Annotated in this window: 16 protein-coding genes; 6 read left to right on the top strand and 10 right to left on the bottom strand. The window is 67.2% G+C overall.

Annotated features, from left to right (window positions below; all coding sequences use genetic code 11):
• Positions 1-37 precede the first annotated feature (37 nt).
• From AC1VV3_RS21715 to AC1VV3_RS21705, 3 genes are all read right to left on the bottom strand, one after another.
• The gene (locus tag AC1VV3_RS21715; protein WP_482962462.1) at positions 38-1618 is read right to left on the bottom strand and encodes a DUF4139 domain-containing protein; all 1581 of its coding nucleotides are present in this window, start codon (positions 1616-1618) and stop codon (positions 38-40) included.
• The gene (locus AC1VV3_RS21710; protein ID WP_482963174.1) at positions 1618-3012 is read right to left on the bottom strand and encodes a DUF4139 domain-containing protein; all 1395 of its coding nucleotides are present in this window, start codon (positions 3010-3012) and stop codon (positions 1618-1620) included. Before AC1VV3_RS21710 ends, AC1VV3_RS21715 begins: the two co-directional genes overlap by 1 nt.
• Positions 3013-3163: 151 nt before the next feature.
• Entirely contained in the window at positions 3164-3868 is a 705-nt protein-coding gene (locus tag AC1VV3_RS21705; RefSeq protein ID WP_132267545.1) for a TetR/AcrR family transcriptional regulator, read from the bottom strand.
• A 194-nt stretch (positions 3869-4062) separates the two neighbouring features.
• On the opposite strand from AC1VV3_RS21705, the gene AC1VV3_RS21700 reads away from it, so the two are divergent.
• From AC1VV3_RS21700 to AC1VV3_RS21690, 3 genes are read left to right on the top strand one after another with little or no spacing between them, the layout of a single operon-like run.
• On the top strand, positions 4063-4620 hold the full coding sequence (locus tag AC1VV3_RS21700; RefSeq protein ID WP_132267543.1) for a nuclear transport factor 2 family protein: 558 nt from the start codon (positions 4063-4065) through the stop codon (positions 4618-4620).
• Positions 4617-5933 (top strand): aromatic ring-hydroxylating oxygenase subunit alpha, encoded by a 1317-nt coding sequence (locus AC1VV3_RS21695; protein WP_132267541.1) that lies wholly within the window; start codon positions 4617-4619, stop codon positions 5931-5933. Before AC1VV3_RS21700 ends, AC1VV3_RS21695 begins: the two co-directional genes overlap by 4 nt.
• Entirely contained in the window at positions 5930-6391 is a 462-nt protein-coding gene (locus AC1VV3_RS21690; RefSeq protein WP_482962461.1) for a nuclear transport factor 2 family protein, read from the top strand. Before AC1VV3_RS21695 ends, AC1VV3_RS21690 begins: the two co-directional genes overlap by 4 nt.
• 28 nt (positions 6392-6419) lie before the next feature.
• On the opposite strand, the gene AC1VV3_RS21685 is transcribed toward AC1VV3_RS21690, so the two are convergent.
• The 5 genes from AC1VV3_RS21685 to AC1VV3_RS21665 form a co-directional block, all read right to left on the bottom strand.
• Complete coding sequence (locus AC1VV3_RS21685) at positions 6420-6791, bottom strand: putative quinol monooxygenase (RefSeq protein WP_132267540.1); 372 nt, start codon at positions 6789-6791, stop codon at positions 6420-6422.
• An 11-nt stretch (positions 6792-6802) separates the two neighbouring features.
• Positions 6803-7318 (bottom strand): VOC family protein, encoded by a 516-nt coding sequence (locus AC1VV3_RS21680; protein WP_482962460.1) that lies wholly within the window; start codon positions 7316-7318, stop codon positions 6803-6805.
• Positions 7319-7343: 25 nt separating this feature from the next.
• Positions 7344-8135 carry an SDR family NAD(P)-dependent oxidoreductase gene (locus tag AC1VV3_RS21675; protein WP_482962459.1) on the bottom strand — a complete coding sequence of 264 codons (792 nt, stop codon included), beginning with the start codon at positions 8133-8135 and terminating at the stop codon, positions 7344-7346.
• Positions 8136-8300: 165 nt separating this feature from the next.
• Positions 8301-9119: a glucose 1-dehydrogenase gene (locus tag AC1VV3_RS21670; protein ID WP_482962458.1), complete on the bottom strand. Its 819-nt coding sequence runs from the start codon at positions 9117-9119 to the stop codon at positions 8301-8303.
• Positions 9116-9895 (bottom strand): SDR family NAD(P)-dependent oxidoreductase, encoded by a 780-nt coding sequence (locus AC1VV3_RS21665; protein ID WP_431568887.1) that lies wholly within the window; start codon positions 9893-9895, stop codon positions 9116-9118. The genes AC1VV3_RS21670 and AC1VV3_RS21665 overlap by 4 nt, the downstream gene beginning before the upstream one ends.
• Positions 9896-10044: 149 nt before the next feature.
• Between AC1VV3_RS21665 and AC1VV3_RS21660 the strand changes: the two genes are divergently transcribed.
• Genes AC1VV3_RS21660 through AC1VV3_RS21650 form a run of 3 tightly spaced genes read left to right on the top strand, consistent with a single transcriptional unit; the run spans position 10045 to position 13199 of the window.
• A complete protein-coding gene (locus tag AC1VV3_RS21660; RefSeq protein ID WP_134093420.1) occupies positions 10045-11487 on the top strand; it encodes an aromatic ring-hydroxylating oxygenase subunit alpha in 1443 nt (480 codons plus the stop codon).
• Between the two features lie 4 nt (positions 11488-11491).
• Complete coding sequence (locus AC1VV3_RS21655; RefSeq protein ID WP_482962457.1) at positions 11492-12268, top strand: ThuA domain-containing protein; 777 nt, start codon at positions 11492-11494, stop codon at positions 12266-12268.
• Between the two features lie 52 nt (positions 12269-12320).
• A complete protein-coding gene (locus AC1VV3_RS21650) occupies positions 12321-13199 on the top strand; it encodes an exonuclease domain-containing protein (protein WP_482962456.1) in 879 nt (292 codons plus the stop codon).
• Here the strand turns inward: AC1VV3_RS21650 and AC1VV3_RS21645 are convergent.
• A complete protein-coding gene (locus AC1VV3_RS21645) occupies positions 13196-13981 on the bottom strand; it encodes a prephenate dehydrogenase/arogenate dehydrogenase family protein (RefSeq protein ID WP_442045323.1) in 786 nt (261 codons plus the stop codon). The genes AC1VV3_RS21650 and AC1VV3_RS21645 overlap by 4 nt on opposite strands.
• A 201-nt stretch (positions 13982-14182) precedes the next feature.
• Complete coding sequence (locus tag AC1VV3_RS21640) at positions 14183-16261, bottom strand: TonB-dependent receptor plug domain-containing protein (protein ID WP_134093422.1); 2079 nt, start codon at positions 16259-16261, stop codon at positions 14183-14185.
• Positions 16262-16376 lie beyond the last annotated feature (115 nt).

Here is a 16376-nt window from a genome sequence, read left to right as displayed (position 1 = left end):
CGCCAGCGGTGCCGGACGACGACAACCTTAGGCGGGTTCAGAAACCGTAGCGCAATTCGGCGGTGCCGCGCGGGGGCAGGGTAAGCGACCAGGTCGCCACGCCGTCGATCCGTTGGAGAGCCTGCCCTTCTGCGGTAATGTCCTGCCCGGCGGAACCGATCGGCACATCGACCGCGACGGGGAAGGGATTGGCGTTGGTCAAGCTGAGCACGGCGCCCTTTGGCGAGGTTTGGCGCTGCGAGACCAGCACTTGCGTGCTGGTTCCGGCGGAAAGGCGGAAGGTTTCGCCTTCGGCGCGGTCAGTGAGCGAACCCAGGCCGAGCAGTTGCGTGCCGGTTCCGGGCGCCTGCGCATAGAGCGCGGTGCTGCCGGCGGGAAGGGCAAGGCCCAGCCCCGCATCACTCTTGTTGCGCAGCACCAGGACCATGGCGCTCGGCGCATTGTCCAGCCTCTGCCCCGGATAGACCGCGCGCCGGTAGCGTCGCTCGAAAGGAACGGCGCTGCGGGTGAGCAGGGCCACCTGCTTCTGTCCGCGCGGGGAGACGGTGACGCGTTCGGGCACACGGTAGAGCTTGAGATCGCCCAAGTCTTCCGGTGGCGGCGGGGGAGGCGGCGGCGGTGGGGGCGGCGGCGCAGGTGCTGCCATGAGGGGCGGGGGCGGCGCTCCGGCGCGCATGGCCGTGACGAAGATTTCCTCGGCCTGCGGGACGATCCGGCGCAAGTCGGAAGTGGTGGTGCCCAGGGGATAGCAGACGAGGCGCAGTGCCGAGACCGCGGCGCGCAAGGAGGGCGTGTAGACCCGGTTGAGGCGCCCGGCGACGGCGTTCACTTCGGCATCGGCGAAAGCCTGTCCGTTGCCGTTGGCCAGCGTCAGCCAGGCGAAGAGATCCAGCGAGCGACCGTCCGCGGCCTGGGTCGCGACATAGCTGGCGCGCCAGTCGAAGCCTGAGGCGATGTAGCTGAGGCGCACGGTGACCGTGCGCGCGGCCGGGCTTTCGGTGGTCACGCTCAGCACCGGCTTGCTCGAAAGGCCGGCCGGCACACCGTCGTAATGCAGCTGTTCGGGCAGTCCCGAACAGCGCAGCGTCTCGATCCCCGCCTTCGTCTGGAGCACGACACCGGGCTGAGGCCCTGCAACGATGGTGGCATCCTCGCTCACCGGGCGGCCAGTGGCCTTGTCCGTGCGCGTCAGCGTGACCTGTCGCCCCAGCGTGCCGTCCACCAGCGAGGCGGGCGAGAGCAGGCGGGCGTCGCGGTTCTTCTCGATCGTGCCACCGGGCAGGCCCTCGATCACGGCGCTGACCGGGATCACGCCCTCCGCCACGCCTTCGAAGCGCAGCACCGCTCGGCCGCGCGGCAGGCGGACCTTGCGCGTTTCCGTCACCATGGCGAACCCGTCGAGGTTACGCAGGTTCAGAGATCCCCCTCCGTTCGGCGCGCGGTAGACGGTCAGCGAAACCCGGTCCGGCCTGGGCGAGGTGACGGTGATGTCCGGCCGGGCGCGCTGCGGCGCGGCGCGCGGCGCCGGGGCGCTGTCCTGCACCCGATCCTGTGCTTCCAGCGCAGGCGTCGCAAGCGACGCAGGCAGCAGGACCGCCAGGCAGAGCCGCCGGAACATCAGTAGCGCGTGTCGAACGTGGCGGTGACGACCGCCTCTCCATTGGCGGGGACCGGCACCTGCCAGACCGTGGAGCCTGCATCGCGGCGCTCGCTCTTGCGGTTTTCCTCGGTCACGCGCGTATCCGTCCAGTCCAGGCCGCTCTGGACCAGTTCGACGGTGGCCGGCCGGCCCCGCGCATTGGTCAGGCGGTAGCGCATCTGGGTGCGCCAGCGCTGGTCGCCCAGCTTGGTGCGGGCGACCACGGTGGGCTGCACTTTCACGTCGAAAGCGTCGCCGGTGGGCAGGGAGATCGTCGATCCCTGCGGGGTGTGATCGATGCTGTTCTCGCCGGTGAACTGCGGCTGGCCGCGCGCGTCGCGCACATAGACGCGCACCGTGCCGGCGGGCAGCGCGTCTCCCAGGCCGGCGGCGCCGGAATTGGCGAAGCGCAGCACGCTCTGGGCGCTGCGGCTCTCGTTCGCGCTACCCAGCCAGCCGTTCTCGAACCGGTATCCGGCGCTGGCCGCCACGCCCTTCGCGTCAAGGAAGCTGACCTGCTTGGTCTGCTTGTCGGCAATGGTGGTGCGCTCTGCCAGGGGATAGAGATAGAAATCGCCCAGCTGCTCGCGCTCGGCACTTTCGGTGCCGGGCTGCACGCGGGTCATGCGGCGGGGCTGGGGCATGTAGCTGTTGCGATCGTTCGTATTGCCCACTTCGCCGGCCACCAGCAGAGTGCGCGCGTTGTTGAACGTGGTGCCGCTGGTGTTGGTCAGGGTGACCCAGCCCTGCACGTCCACTTTCCCGCTCTTGTCGTCGAACAGGGCGACATAGTCCGCGCTCCAGCCCAGGCCGCCGCTGAGATAGGAGAGCGTTGCCGGCCGCGTGCCCGACCGCGTGCTGGCGAGCGTGACGGACAGCGTGGGGCGGGCACGGAGCGATTCGGGCACGCGGTCGAACACGGCGCGCACCGGCAGACCATCGTCCCGCAGCACTTCGACATGACCGCCGACGTCCAGCACCACGCCGCCGTTTACCGCCAGGACTTTCGCCTTTTCGCGGGTTTCGGCGCCGGTGGCGGGATTGGTGCGGATGAGAGCGATCGTTTCTCCCTGTGCCTTTTCCATGAGGCTGGACGGGGTGAGCAGGTCGAAGTCGAAATTCTGCTCCACGATGGCGGCATCGGCCACGGTAAGCGAGACCGTCTCGGGCCGGATGCGGGCGCTGACATCGGGGAAGTTCTGCCGCACGTGGCCGCTGGCGAGGCTGAGCTGGCGCACGTCCTGCACCAGGGCGACATCGTTGTTGTAGATCGTGACCGAGAGATCGCCCTGCGCCGTGGGTGCATTGGGCGTGGCGGGGTCCGTGGGGGCAGGCGCCTGAGCCGTTTCCTGCGCCGCCAGCGGCAGTGGCATGAGGCAGAGGGCCAGGATCGGCACGGCCCCTATCGGAACCACACGCGCGAAACGACCGGCCAGAAACGTGCGCATCGAATTCCCCTCTGCCATGACCGCTTCTTCATGCCGGTCCGCAGCGCGTCATTCAATGCACACTTGCTGTAAGATTTTACGAAAACGGACCTTTCTCCGCCTTGACCGGCTCGCGATGCTCGTTGAGGTCCTGCATGGTGCGGGCGGCGAAGCGGTGCAGGCGGGCCAGTCGTTCGCCGCTGCCGAAGATCGGCCGGTGCAGCAGCATGCCCATGTGCATGGCGCTGGTGAAATCGTGCGCCAGCTTGAGATTGTCCCAGTCGTCGCGCCACTGCGGGAAAGCCTCGATCATCTCGCCCATCCAGATCTCGTCGTAGCGGCGGGCGACGGGATCGAAGATGGCTGCCAGTTCTGCGTTCGTCCGCGCCGCCACGGTCAGTTCCAGCCAGGCGGCATATTCGCGCGTCTGCACGGAGCGCCAGTGCGCCTCGCAGGCCAGCTCGATCTTCGGTTCGCCGGCGCGGCGGGACAGCAAGTCGAGATAATCGTCCAGGAAGCTGCGCATGCGGTGGTAGACGGCGTGGTCGAGCACGGCGCCGACCAGCGCCAGCCGCGAAGGAAAGTGGTGGTGCATGGCCCCGCGCGAAACGTCGCAGCGCGCCGCGACGGCGGCCGTGGCGAGGCCGGGATAGCCGTGTTCGACCAGGCAGTCGATCGCCGCCGAAACCAGCCGCTCGCGCATCCGCGCGCTCTTGCGTTGCTGCCATTTGACGGGCGGTTCGGCATGGATTTCCGGGGCCAGGGCGCTGAGGATGCGGTCCTGAAGGGTTTCGCTGTTCATGGCCTCTCCTTGGCCCTCATTGCTGCCTCACGTTGCTGCCCCTCTGGACATGCGAACGCCACCTAGCCTTAGTCGCAGGTGAGGGACTGGGCCGCCTCATACCATAAAACCGGCAGTTGAGTCGGTTTTGGACGGCTCATCGGGCCATCCAGACATGCCGCGAAGGCATGCGGGGGCGGAGAGGAAGGCAGACCATGACCGAGGCGCAACTGGCGACAGCCTACGATATTGCGGCGGAAGTGCGCGACCTTGCCGCAAGGCGCGACATTGCCGAGGCGGCACACCGCTACATGCGCGGGCTGGACCGGCTCGACGCGGCGCTCCAGCGCCAGGCCTTCCACGATGACGCCATGATCGACTGCGGGCTGATGAAAGGGCCGGCGGACGAATTCGTGGCCTTCTGCCAGGATCTGCTCGGCACGATGGAAGCGACGCATCACCTGCTGGGCCAGCACCGCATCGAGATATCGGGCGAGAGCGCAACGGGAGAGGCCTATTTCCAGGCCTGGCACGGCGTGCGCGACGAGGCAGGCGGGGTGCGCGACCTCTTCATCGCCGGGCGCTATCTGGACGAATATGCCTGCCGGGACGGCGAATGGCGCATCACCTCGCGCCTGCTCGTGACCGACTGGGTCAAGGACGACCCCGGCTCGCTCGATTTCTTCGCCGCCAATCCCGGCGCCGTTCGCGGCGGGCGCCACGGCGCGGATCCCAGTTACACCCAGGCCCGACAGGCAGGAGCAGGTTCATGAACCTCCAGAGCAAGGTTTCCCGCTATTCGCAGGAATTCGATCCGCCGGTGCGCGGCGATACCATCACTGCCGACCGCTATATCTCCAAGGAGTGGATGGCAGGCGAGATGAAGAACCTCTGGCCCAAGGTCTGGCACCTGGGCGGCGTGCTGGCCGATCTGGAGGAGCCGGGCGACGTGATCCGGCACAATTTCGCCAAGGAATCCGTCATCATGGTGCGGCAGGAGGACGATTCCGTCCGCGCCTTCTACAATTCCTGCCCCCATCGCGGAAACCGGCTGATCCTGGCCGATGTGACCAGCGTGCCGCGCATCACCTGCGGCTACCACAACTGGACCTATGACTTGGACGGCACGCTCATCAAGGTGCAGGATCCGGACGATTTCGAGGGCGGCAGCCCCTGCGGAAAAGTCCATTTGTCCGAACTGCGCTGCGAGACCTGGGGCCCGTTCGTGTTCTGGTGCATGGACGACGACGTCGCCCCGCTGCACGAATGGCTGGCGCCGTTCCCCGAGCGTCTGGCCGGCTACGGCATCGAGAACTGGGTGCGCGTGCTCAACCTCTCGGCCGATTGCGAGTTCAACTGGAAGATCATCCGGGACAATTTCAACGAGAGCTACCACCTGCCGACCATTCACCCGGAACTGGCGACTTTCATCAACGACGGGCTGCCGGACACACTGTTCGAGATGTACCCATCGGGCCACAACTCGATGTGGATGAAGGGCCATCAGGCCACCACCCGCGTCGATTACCACACCACCGAAGTCCCCGCCCCGCTCGACCAGATCGCGCGGGCCTGGGGTATCGACCCGGAGGCCTACGCCGGCCACACCGGCGACTTGCGCGCCGCCGTAATCGAGGCGAAGCGGCGGCTGGGGCCGGGCCGGGGCTTCACCAACTACGATAGGATGAGCGACCAGCAGCTGGTGGACTATTTCCACTGCACGCTGTTCCCCAACCTGACGCTGACCATGAGCCCCGAACAGCTCCAGGTCCTGCGTACGGAGCCGCATCCCACCGATCCCGAGAAGTGCGTGTTCCAGCACTGGTGCCTCTATCCGCCGGTGGAAGGCATGCGCGAGGTGGAGACTCCGCTCGGCACCGTGCCGCTGCGGCATGACGCGGTGGCGCGCCATTCGGTCTATGGCGACGGCGTTTCGGTGGGCTTCGTGGCGGATCAGGACCTCTCGATCGGCACCAGCCAGCAGCAGGGCCTCAATTCGCGCGGCTTCAAGGGCTGCATCCTGCCGGGCCAGGAAAAGCGCGTGCAGCGCTTCCACGAACTGCTCAATGACATGGTGCAGGGGTGAGCCCGGCGGCGCCCCGTCTCATCGAAGCATGCCCGATCGAGGACAGGCTGGCGATCCAGGATCTGCTCATCGCCTATGCCCATGCGGTGGACAGCCTCCACGACATCGACGGCATTCTCGCCGTCTTCGAGGAGGATGCGGTGTTCGACCTGTCGGGCATCGGTTTTCCGGCTCTGGAGGGGCACGGGGCGATCGGCGGGTTCTTCCGCGATACGTTCGCGGCGATGGCCGCGCACGCGCATTACCTCAGCAACTTCGCGATCACCGCCTACGAAGGCGACCGGGCCTCGATCCGCGCCTATGTCACCGGCATGGGCCGGTACGCGGCCGGTGGCGGGATCACTGTCCACGGGCGCTATTACTTCGATGTCGTGCGCACGGCGGCGGGCTGGAAGGCCACGCGCTATACGATGGATTTCCTGATACCGCCGGAAGGCGCGGTGCCGGTCGAGGGATAGCCCCGGCCGGCTTGCCGCCAGCGGGCGGTCAGTCGACCGAGTCCTGGAGCGTGACGCCGAAAATCTCCCTGCGCGGCCAGCCATCCTCGTCGTAGACCGGCTCTACGCCTGTGGCTGCGTAGATCTGCACCGCAAAGCCCGTAAGCTCGTAGCGGCCGAGATGGTCGCGCATGGCGGCATAGGAGCTGTGCGCGAAGTGGCCGAGCAGGGCGCGTTCGCTCTCCCATTCCTCGTAGACGTGGATCAGGCCGGGATCGAGCGGATCGACCGCCCAGTTGTAGGCCGTGCAGCCCTGTTCCTCGCGGCTGGAGGCGATATGGGCGGCGCCGCCGCGGATGATCTCGCCGCAGAGCGCGCCGTCGCCCGCAAAGCGAAGGGTTCCGGCCACGATGATGCGCATGATGAGTCCTTTCAGATCGGGCGGATGGCCGGTGTCTCGTGGATTTCCAGGATTTCGAAGACGTTGCCGAAGAAGTCGCGGCAATACGTTCCTGCGTAGCCGTGCCGGCTGCCGTCGGCATCGGTGGTGATGGTGGCCAGTTCCGGCGGGGCGTGCACGGGAAGGCCGGCCGCGACAATACGCGCGTGGACGGCGGCAAGGTCCTGCACCTGCAAGGCGATATGGGTATAGCCATATTCGTTGACGCCGCGGCGCGGGTCCTGCGGCTGCTGCTTCGGCGCGCTATATTGGAAGACCTCGATCTGCACATTGCCGAGGCGGCAGAAGAACTGCTCCGCCGCGCTGCCCCGCAAGCCAACGATCTCGTCGATGAAGGGATTGTCGGCCCAGTGCAGGGGCTCCACTTCTTCGACCGCGCCGAGGATGCCCAGGTAGAATTCGCGCGCCTTGCCGAGATCGGGCACCGAGACCCCGATGTGATGGATGCCGAGGATGCCGGGAAGCGGGGCGGGGGAGCTGGGTGTCATGGGATCTCTCCGGAAGGGCCTTCGGTCAGACCTGGCTGAACCCTCCGTCCATCACGAGTTCGTCGCAGGTCATGAAACTGGATGCCTCGCTGGCGAGGAAGACCACGCCGCCGGCCATTTCCTCCGGCCTGCCGAGGCGGCCGATGGGATGGGTGGTGTTCATCGCCGCCAGTGAAGCCTCGCGCGAGGGCGAGGCGCCGAGTTCGACATAGCGGTCCATGATCGAGGCCAGCATCGGTGTCTCGATGCCGCCGGGGTGCACGGAATTGACGCGGATATTGTACTTGAGCGCCGCGAATTCGGCGCCGAGGCACTTGGACAGCATCTTGATCGCCGCCTTGCTGACGCAATAGGCCGCGTTGAACGCCGCACCGCGCAGGCCGCCGACGCTGGAGAAGTTCACCACCGAGGCCCCGCCCTTGCGCGCCTTGCCGCCTTCCTTGAGCAGATCGAGCAGGACTTGCGTGCCGATGATCGCGGAATCGACGTTGATCGCGTTGATCCGGTGGAATTCGGAGAGCGGGGTCTCCTCGAACCTGGTGACGATCGAAAGGCCGGCGTTGTTCACCAACACGTCGAGCCGGCCGTAGCTTTCGCGAACCAGCGCCTCCACCGCGCGCCAGTCGCCCTCGCTGGTGACGTCGTGCTTCAGGTAGTGGTCGGCGCCTTCGACTTCGGCCCCGTCCTTCAGATCGGTGGCGATCACGGTGGCGCCGGCGGCCTTCAGGGCCTTGACGATCTCGCGGCCGATGCCGCCTGCCGCGCCTGTGACGACGGCAATGGTGTCGGGAAGGGCGCCGGGTGAGGGTGCGGTCATCGTAGGTTTCTCCAGAAGGCTGTCATTTCGTTGGTCCTTCCCTCGCCTTTCGTCATTGCGAGGCCCGAAGGGCCGCGGCAACCCGGAGCGCAATGGCGCCGCCCTGGATTGCTTCGTCGGCTTCGCCTCCTCGCAATGACGAAGGGAGGAGAGTTTCCGGAAGGGTCACTGCGCGGTCCAGCCGCCGTCGATGACCAGCTCCGCGCCGGTCATGTAGGAACTGTCCGCAGAGGCGAGGAAGAACACCGCGCTCGCCAGTTCGGAAGGATCGGCCAGACGGCCCATCGGCGTCTTGCTCGACATCAGGTCCACCAGATCCTGCGGCTTTTCGGCGACGCCCTTGTCGACCCAGCGCTGGAAGCCTTCCTTGAGCAAGGGCGTCATCACGAAGCCGGGATGCAGCGAATTGGCGCGGATCGGCATCTTCTTCTCGGCGAATTCCAGCGCGATGGACTTGGTGAACAGCCGCACCGCGCCCTTGCTGGCGTTGTAGCCGGAAACCTCGCTCATGCCGACGAGGCCCATGATCGAGCTGACATTTATGATCGAGGCGCCGCCCGCCACGTCCGCGCCGCTTGCGGCCATCAGCGGCACGAAGGTGCGCACGCCCAGGAACACGCCGTCGACATTGATGCTCATGATCCGGCGCCAGCCCTCCAGCGAGGTTTCGGCGACCGGGCCGGTGAGGTCGATCCCGGCGTTGTTGACCAGGATATGCAGCTTGCCGTGGCGCCGGGTGACGGCATCGAGCACGGCGGTCCAATCCTCCTCGCTGGTGACATCGGCCTGCACATAGCTGGCGGCCTGTCCCAGCCGGCCCAGCGTTTCGCCCACCAGCGCGCTGTCCTGCGCCTCAAGGTCGGTAAGCACGACTTCCGCGCCCTCGGCCAGAAAACGCTCCACGCAGGCGAGGCCGATGCCGCGAAGCCCGCCCGAAACTAGCGCCACGCGGCCTTTGAGCCGCTGCGAACCCAGATCGCTCATACGCCCATCATCCCTGCCGTGGTTGCCCCGTCGATCACGTATTCGCTGCCCGAGACGAACTGCGATTCGTCCGAGGCGAACCACGCGACCAGCCCGGCGATCTCTTCGACGCGCGCCATGCGGCCGAAAGGGGACAGGCCCTCGTAAGCGGCGCGGGTGGTCGCCGGATCGCCCGAAGTCTCGATCAGGTTGCGGATCAGCGCCGTCTCCACCACGCCGGGCAGGATCGCATTGACGCGGATGCCGTACTTGCGATTGCCCGCGTGGACCGCCGCCGACTTCACCAGCGCGACCACCGCCGCCTTCGACACCGAATAGGCCACGAAATTGCCCATCGCCCGGTGCGCGTTCATCGAGGAATTGACGAGGATCGACCCGGTCGGCCCATCCGGGTTTTTGGCCATCAGCCGCATCGCATGCTGCACGGTGAGCATGGCGCCGGTCTGGTTGACGCCGATGACGTTCTCCCACCCTTCCAGCGAGATGTCCTCCACGCTGCCGTCGCCGTGTTCGGTGCCGGCATTGGCGAAGGCGAAATCCAGGCGGCCGTAATCGTTCTCGATCCGCGCGGAGAGCGCATCCCATGCGGCGCCGTCGCGTACGTTGTGGCTAACGAATTCGGCGCCGGTCTGGCTGCACACCGCGTCTGCGGCATTGCGGTTGGAGCCGGTGAACACGACCCGCGCGCCTTCCGCGCAGAGCCGCTGCACGGCCCCGGCGCCGATGCCGGATGTGCCTCCGGTGACGAGGGCCACCTTGCCTTCAAGCCGCTTCACGGCATTCTCCCAGCTGTTCGTTGCTTTCGAACATGGCGGATCTGCGTGATGGGGCAACCTATGATTAGAGCAAGGTGACTTCCCCTTCCCGCCGGTCCAGACATGCCCCAAACAGGGAAAAACGAAACAGGTTGGGAGACCTTGGAGCCATGGCCGAACGCGACCTTGAATTGGGCCGAGATCTGGGAGAGGACCGCAGCGAGGGCATCAGCTGGGCCGAACTCATGGCGCAGGATTCGCGGCAAGCGCCCGCGATCCTGACGCAGGAGAGCTATAGCTATCGCGGGTCGGACCCGATCCCGGCGGAGCGCTACATCAGCGAAGACTTCGCGCGCCTGGAACGCGAGCGGATGTGGCCCTACGTCTGGCAGTTCGTGGCGCGCGAGGAAGACCTGCCCGAAACGGGCGACTTCATCGTCTACGAGAACGCGGGCCGGTCCTACCTCGTCAGCCGGCAGGACGATGGATCGATCCGGGCGATGCACAATGTCTGCCTCCATCGCGGCCGCAAGCTGCGGACTGAGGACGGCCATGCCGACAAGTTCGTTTGCCCGTTCCACGGCTTTGCCTGGAACAAGGACGCCAGCTTCCATTCGATGCCCTGCCAGTGGGATTTCCCGCATCTGGCTGAACAGAACCTCGACCTACCCGAGGCCGAAGTGGGGCGCTGGGCAGGCTATGTCTTCATCCGAGAGGAAAAGGGCGGGCCGAGCCTGGAGGAATTCCTCGCGCCGCTCCCCGAGCATTTCAAGCGCTGGCGGCATGAGGAATGCGCCAGCGTCATGCGCGTGGCCAAGGAAGTGCCGGCCAACTGGAAAGTGGTGATGGAAGCCTTCATGGAGGCCTGGCACACCATCGTCACCCACCCGCAACTCCTGCCGTTCACCGGCGATTCCAATGCCGCCTACTGGACCTGGGGGGACAATGTGAACGTCAACCTCGTGCCCTTCGGCGTGATGAGCCCGCATATCGAGCAGGGTCAGGGCGAGCAGTGGATCGTCGACGAATTCGTCAAGTACAACGGCCGCTCGGGCGACAATTACGAGGGCGAGGCTTCGGCCAATCCCATGGCGATCCGCGTGCCCGAGGGCGTCACCGCCCGCGCGGCACTGGGTGCGGCGATGCGCGCGGCCTATACCGAGAGCACCGGCTACGACCACGGCGATGCCACCGACGCCGAACTGCTGGACGCGCTGGTCTACAACGTCTTCCCCAATTTCGCGCCCTGGGGCGGCTATATGCCGAACATCGTCTACAACTGGCTGCCCGGAAAGACGCCGGACACTTGCGTGATGGAAGTGCGCGTGCTGGCGCGCATTCCCAAGGGCCAGCCGATCCCGCGCGGTGCGCCGCTCAAGATGCTGCGGCTGGACCAGAAATGGACAGAGGCGCCCGAACTCGGCATTCTGGGTGACGTGTTCGAGCAGGACATGGACAACCTGCCTTACGTGCAGGAAGGGCTCCATGCCTCGAAGACGGGCAAGGTGAACCTCGGCAATTACCAGGAAATCCGCATCCGCCAGTTCCAGGACACGCTGATGAAATATATCGGCGGCGAACTGGGCGGTTCGAAGTCGGGCGGGGCAGCTTGAATCCATGAGCGACACTGCTGAAAGCCACCCGCCGCGCATCGACTGCGTGCTGATCTGCGGCGGGGTGTGGCACGACATGGACTTCGCCCGGCTGGAGTTGCTCAAGCTGCTGGCCGAGGATCCCGCCGTGCGCACCCGTGTGTTCGAGGACTACGAGAACCTTGACGCCATCCGCGCCGCCGACGTGCTGATCACGTACACCTGCGACGTCACGCCCTCGCTGGCGGCGCAGGAGGTGCTGCGCGACTGGCTTTCCGCCGGCGGGCGCTGGTATGCGCTTCACGGCACCAATTCGGTGCTGCGCCTGCTGGCGGACGGACCTGATGCGGGCTTGTGGGACGCGCCGCGCTGGGCGCCGCTGTTCATGGACCTGCTGGGCAGCCAGTTCGTCAGCCACCCGCCGATCGCGCCTTACACGGTCAGGGTGGCTGATCCCGGCCATCCGCTGGTGCAGGGCATCGCGCCCTTCGACACGACCGACGAACTCTACCACATGGAGCGTCACGGCGACCTGCACGTCCTGCTCGAAACCGAATGCACAGAGGAAGGCACCGGCTTCGTCGAGGCGGCGGATGCCATCGGCACGCACCCGGTCATGTACATCAAGCAGCACGGCAAGGGCGCGGTGCTCTACAACACGCTCGGCCATTGCCGGGGCCATTACGACCTGCAGCCCATGCTGGACTGGTGGCCCACGGTGGACCGCTGCGCCTGGGACCTGCCGGTGTTCTACGATCTGCTGCGCCGCGGGATCGGCTGGATCAAGCAGCGCGAGCGGTAGCGCACCTGCCGGGGCCTCGCGCTCGCAGGCTCCGGCTGCTACAGGGCGCGGCATGAAGTTCCCGGACTCGAATCCGCTCCCCGCATCTGCCTCAGGCCCCGCTTCCGACGAACCCGACTTCGTGGTGGTCGACGTCGAGACCGCTTGCGCGCGGGTCAGCAGCATCTGCCAGATCGGCATCGTCGGATTCCGCCAGGGCCGCGAAGTCTTCGCCTACGAAACGCTCGTCGACCCCTGCGACGAGTTCTCCACGTTCAACATCCGCATCCACGGCATCTCGCCCGAGCATGTCGCGGGCAAGCCCACCTTCGGGGACATCCATGGCCTCGTCGCGGGCCACCTGACCGGCCGCATCACCGTGGCCCACTCCGGCTTCGACAAGGGCGCGCTCTCGGCCGCCTGCCGGATCGCCGAACTGGCCGCGATCGAGACCACCTGGCTGGACAGCGTGCGCGTGGCGAAGCGCGCCTGGCCGCAGCTTTCCAGCCACCGCCTCAACGTGCTGTCGCGCCACCTCGGGATACGGCACCGGCATCACGACGCGCTCAGCGATGCGCGGGCGGCGGGCATGGTGATCGTGCGCGCCATGGAAGAGACCGGCATCGACCTGCAGGGCTGGATGGCGCGGCCGGGCAAGCAGGGCAAGGCGCCCGCCGCCGCGGAAGCGGGCCCGCTGAAGGGGCAGCGCATCGCCATCCTCGGCGAGCCGCGCGACGGCGCGCTGGCGCAGTTCCTGGCCGGGGCGGGCGGGCGCGTGCTCACTGCCGTGGGCGCGACCACCACCATGCTCGTCATCAGCGCGCGCCAGCCTTACGGGCGCTGGGTGACGGCCGATGCCCAGCACCGCAAGGCCGAGGAACTGCGCAGCGCCGGGGCGCGGATCGAAATCCTGACCGAGGCGGAACTCCGCGCAAGGCTCGCCGGGGCCTAGCCGCCGGCAGCGGCGCCGGTATCGTTGGCCTCCGGCGCCAGTTCGCGGCGGACGGCCTCCATTTCGGCGAAGAACCGGTTGCGCGCGCCTTGGGCGAAAGGGTTGCTTTCGATGGCATGGCTGACGCCGGGCGCATCGTGGCGCACCATGTCCACCGCCTGCCGGATCAGGTCGAAGCTGCGCGTGGTGATGCGGTCGGGCAGGTGATCCATGCGCAGCAGCGCCTTGGCGATCAGGTGCGTCAGCCCCTGTGTCAGCGCGGCCTCGCGGTCATGTTCCTCGGGCGAGGCGATGAGCACGGCCAGTCCGAAGCGCAGCCGCAGGAAGGCCGCGATACGCGGCGCCGAGCGCCCGCGCAGAGGGCAGATCACCACTTTCAGCCCGCGCGTACCCGCAGCAATGCTTTGCGGGCCGAACATGGGATGAGTCGCGACGAGATCGACGTGGGGCGGCAGTTCGGCCAGCAGGATCCCGGCGGGCTGCACTTTGGTGGAGCAGACATCCATGACCACCGTGCCGGGCCGCAGCAGCGGCGCGATGGCGCGGCACACTTCGGCCAGGGCGGAGAGCGGCACGGCGATCACCACCAGGTCGCAGCGGCAGACGCGGTCCAGCGCGGCCATCTCCACCCCGGGAAGCGGCGATTCCGTCACCAGCGGATCGGCCGCGAGCACGCGGAAATAGGGCAGGAGATAGCGCGCGGAAAGCTGCCCGAAGGCTCCGAATCCGATGATGCCCAGCGAGGGGCCATGCTGCGGCTGACTGCATTCCACGATTGTCACGACCAGGGGGCCTTCGAATGGGGCTCCGTAACCGTGGGTCTTGCTGGGAAGAGTTCAACCGCTGGTCACGCAGCGGTTGAGAACGACAAGGTGCCCACCGCCAATCAGCGGTAGTAATAGCTTCCTGCAAGGGCGGGCATCTTCGTCATGGCGTTCGAGCTAGGCGGGCGGCGTCAGCCTGTCAATCCTCGAGCGCCCATCCTAGAGCGCCCGCGACAGCACCAGTGTGAGCGCACTGCCGTCCCGCATCGTGCGGGCATCGGTGCCGGAAAGGGGGTAGGCGCGGGTCGGGCTGTGGAAGCGGCGCAGGCGGTTGCTGTGCACCCCGCCGATGGCGCTGGCCTTGAGCGAGAGCTTGACGCCGGCCAGGGCCGTGGTCTCGACATAGGCGCCCCATTCCTCGCCGTTGTTGGAGGTGAGGTGTTCGTCCACATAGTAGATGTCGTAGCGTTCGGACACGGTGTAGCTCACGCCCCAGGAACTGCGCAGATGGGGCAGGTCGTGCCGGAATTCGGCAGTGAGAGCACGGGGGGCCAGGTCGTCGATGCGGCGGTCCCGCCCGGTGATCGGATCGCGCAGCCGCGTCTTGCGCCAGGTGCCGTCCAGTGTCAGCCGTGCGCCCGGAAGCACCGCGGACAGCGGCAGGCTGGCCTGCGCGGTGGCGCCCCATTGGCGGGCATTGCCCAGAGTGCCCAGCGCCTGGTCGCCCGAGGGAAGCAGGATATAGCCGAGCATTCCCTGGTGGCGTTGGTGGAAGGCCTCCACCGCGATGGCGCCGCCCTTGCCCCAGCGGTGATCGATGCGCAGCAGCGCGCGGCTGATCCGGGCCGGACGCAGGCGGGCATTGCCGCCCAGCGGCCGTCCGTCCGCCTGGTTCACGGAGGCGGCGAAGTCGCTGAAGTCCAGCTGGTCCACCGTCCGCCGCCAGCCTAGCCGCACTTGCGTGGACTTGCCCGGCGACCAGACGAGCGCGCCGGAGGGCTTGAGGTAGGACAGGCTCTGGCTCTGGTTGCTGTCTCCGGTGACGCGGATGCGAGAGAATTCCACGGCCAGACCGGCTTCGGCTTCCAGGTTCCCGGAAAGGCGCAAGTTGGCATTGGCGAAAGCCTCGCCGCGCAGTTCGGTCACGCGGGTATCGGCATTGGTCAGGTCCACCGGGACCATCGTGCCGCTGCCCGCGTCCTCGCCGTAAGCGAGCTGGCTGGCGAGGCGGTTGTACGCCAGTTCCGCGCCGAATTCCGGCCGCAGGGCGTGGCTCCCTTCGCGCGAGACGGTGGTGCGGGCGACGAGTTCCAGCGGCTTCTGGTCCTGCTCGGACAAGCTGCGGAACGTGCCCTGCCGGTAATCCTCGTCCACCGAGGCGCGCTCGATCCGGGCCAGGCCGACGAGCTTGGTGTTCCAGTCCGCGCCGAGCGGCCGTGTCCAGTCGGCGCCGAATTCGCCGCTGGTGGACGTCTCTCCGTAATCGATCAGGCGTTCCGCCGAGGGGGCGCCGGAGGATCCGCTTCCGTCCTCGCCTTCGCGAATGGCGATCTTGCGGTGAGAGGCATATTCATCGTGGTTGAGCCGCAAGTTGAGCGTCAGCGTGCCGCCGGCCAGCGGGCGCGAGGCCGAGGCGGTCAGGCCATATTCGGGCGCCTTGGCCCGGATGCTCTCGGCGCGCGATTCCTGCAGCGTGCCGTCCGCGCCGCGGGTGCGATAGTCGGCCTCGGTGACGTAGCGCTCGTTGATGGCGGAGAGTTCGAGGCTGGCCTGCCACGCACCGATGCGGCGGGCATGGCTGATCCGCGCCGTGGGCGAGATCCGTCCGTCCTCGGTGCGTGCCAGTTCCAGCACGGCATTGCCCGAGCCCGCCGCATCGGTCTTGCGGATCACATTGGCCACCAGCGGCTGGCCTTGCGCTTCGGCCGCCTCGCTGCCGCGCAGCAGGACGATCCGGTCTACCTGCCGCGCGCCGATCCGCCGCAGCACTTCGGTAATGCCACCTGCCTTGACGGTGGGGCGCTGCCCGTCGATCAGGACATTGCCCGCAGCCCCGCCGAAACCGCGCACCGCACTGCCTTCGGAGAGCAGGAAGCCGGGCGTGCGCTCCAGCATGTCGAGCGCGGTCTGGGGCTGGAAGGCGGCGTAGAAGGCGGCGGGATAGACGGGGTCCGGCCCGGTCGGCACGAAGGGCGCCTGGCTCTCCCCATCCGGCCGGTGCACCGCGTCCTGCGCTTCGGCATCGAGCGGCCCGGCGGTCATGGCCAGGCCCGCCAGCATCCATCGTATCGTCGTCATCGGTCGTTTCCGGGAAATTCGGGAAGCCGGGCGGATCCGCCGCGGCCTCGTTGCAAGACTCGTTCCTGCTATTAAGACGTATTAGCAACAGAAATCACGACACGAGACGTGCGAA

This window comes from Novosphingobium sp. BL-S-34, from assembly GCF_056857015.1.
Note: the sequence above shows the minus strand (reverse complement) of the source record. Positions and strands in the feature narration are given on the sequence as shown.

Coding starts and splice junctions, on each gene's coding strand:
- AC1VV3_RS21675 (WP_482962459.1), bottom strand. CDS start 8,135: ATGACCGCACCCTCACCCGGCGCCCTTCCCGACACCATTGCCGTCGTC.
- AC1VV3_RS21710 (WP_482963174.1), bottom strand. CDS start 3,012: ATGCCACTGCCGCTGGCGGCGCAGGAAACGGCTCAGGCGCCTGCCCCC.
- AC1VV3_RS21695 (WP_132267541.1), top strand. CDS start 4,617: ATGAACCTCCAGAGCAAGGTTTCCCGCTATTCGCAGGAATTCGATCCG.
- AC1VV3_RS21715 (WP_482962462.1), bottom strand. CDS start 1,618: ATGTTCCGGCGGCTCTGCCTGGCGGTCCTGCTGCCTGCGTCGCTTGCG.
- AC1VV3_RS21700 (WP_132267543.1), top strand. CDS start 4,063: ATGACCGAGGCGCAACTGGCGACAGCCTACGATATTGCGGCGGAAGTG.
- AC1VV3_RS21670 (WP_482962458.1), bottom strand. CDS start 9,119: ATGAGCGATCTGGGTTCGCAGCGGCTCAAAGGCCGCGTGGCGCTAGTT.
- AC1VV3_RS21650 (WP_482962456.1), top strand. CDS start 12,321: ATGAAGTTCCCGGACTCGAATCCGCTCCCCGCATCTGCCTCAGGCCCC.
- AC1VV3_RS21705 (WP_132267545.1), bottom strand. CDS start 3,868: ATGAACAGCGAAACCCTTCAGGACCGCATCCTCAGCGCCCTGGCCCCG.
- AC1VV3_RS21685 (WP_132267540.1), bottom strand. CDS start 6,791: ATGCGCATCATCGTGGCCGGAACCCTTCGCTTTGCGGGCGACGGCGCG.
- AC1VV3_RS21655 (WP_482962457.1), top strand. CDS start 11,492: ATGAGCGACACTGCTGAAAGCCACCCGCCGCGCATCGACTGCGTGCTG.
- AC1VV3_RS21660 (WP_134093420.1), top strand. CDS start 10,045: ATGGCCGAACGCGACCTTGAATTGGGCCGAGATCTGGGAGAGGACCGC.
- AC1VV3_RS21640 (WP_134093422.1), bottom strand. CDS start 16,261: ATGACGACGATACGATGGATGCTGGCGGGCCTGGCCATGACCGCCGGG.
- AC1VV3_RS21680 (WP_482962460.1), bottom strand. CDS start 7,318: ATGACACCCAGCTCCCCCGCCCCGCTTCCCGGCATCCTCGGCATCCAT.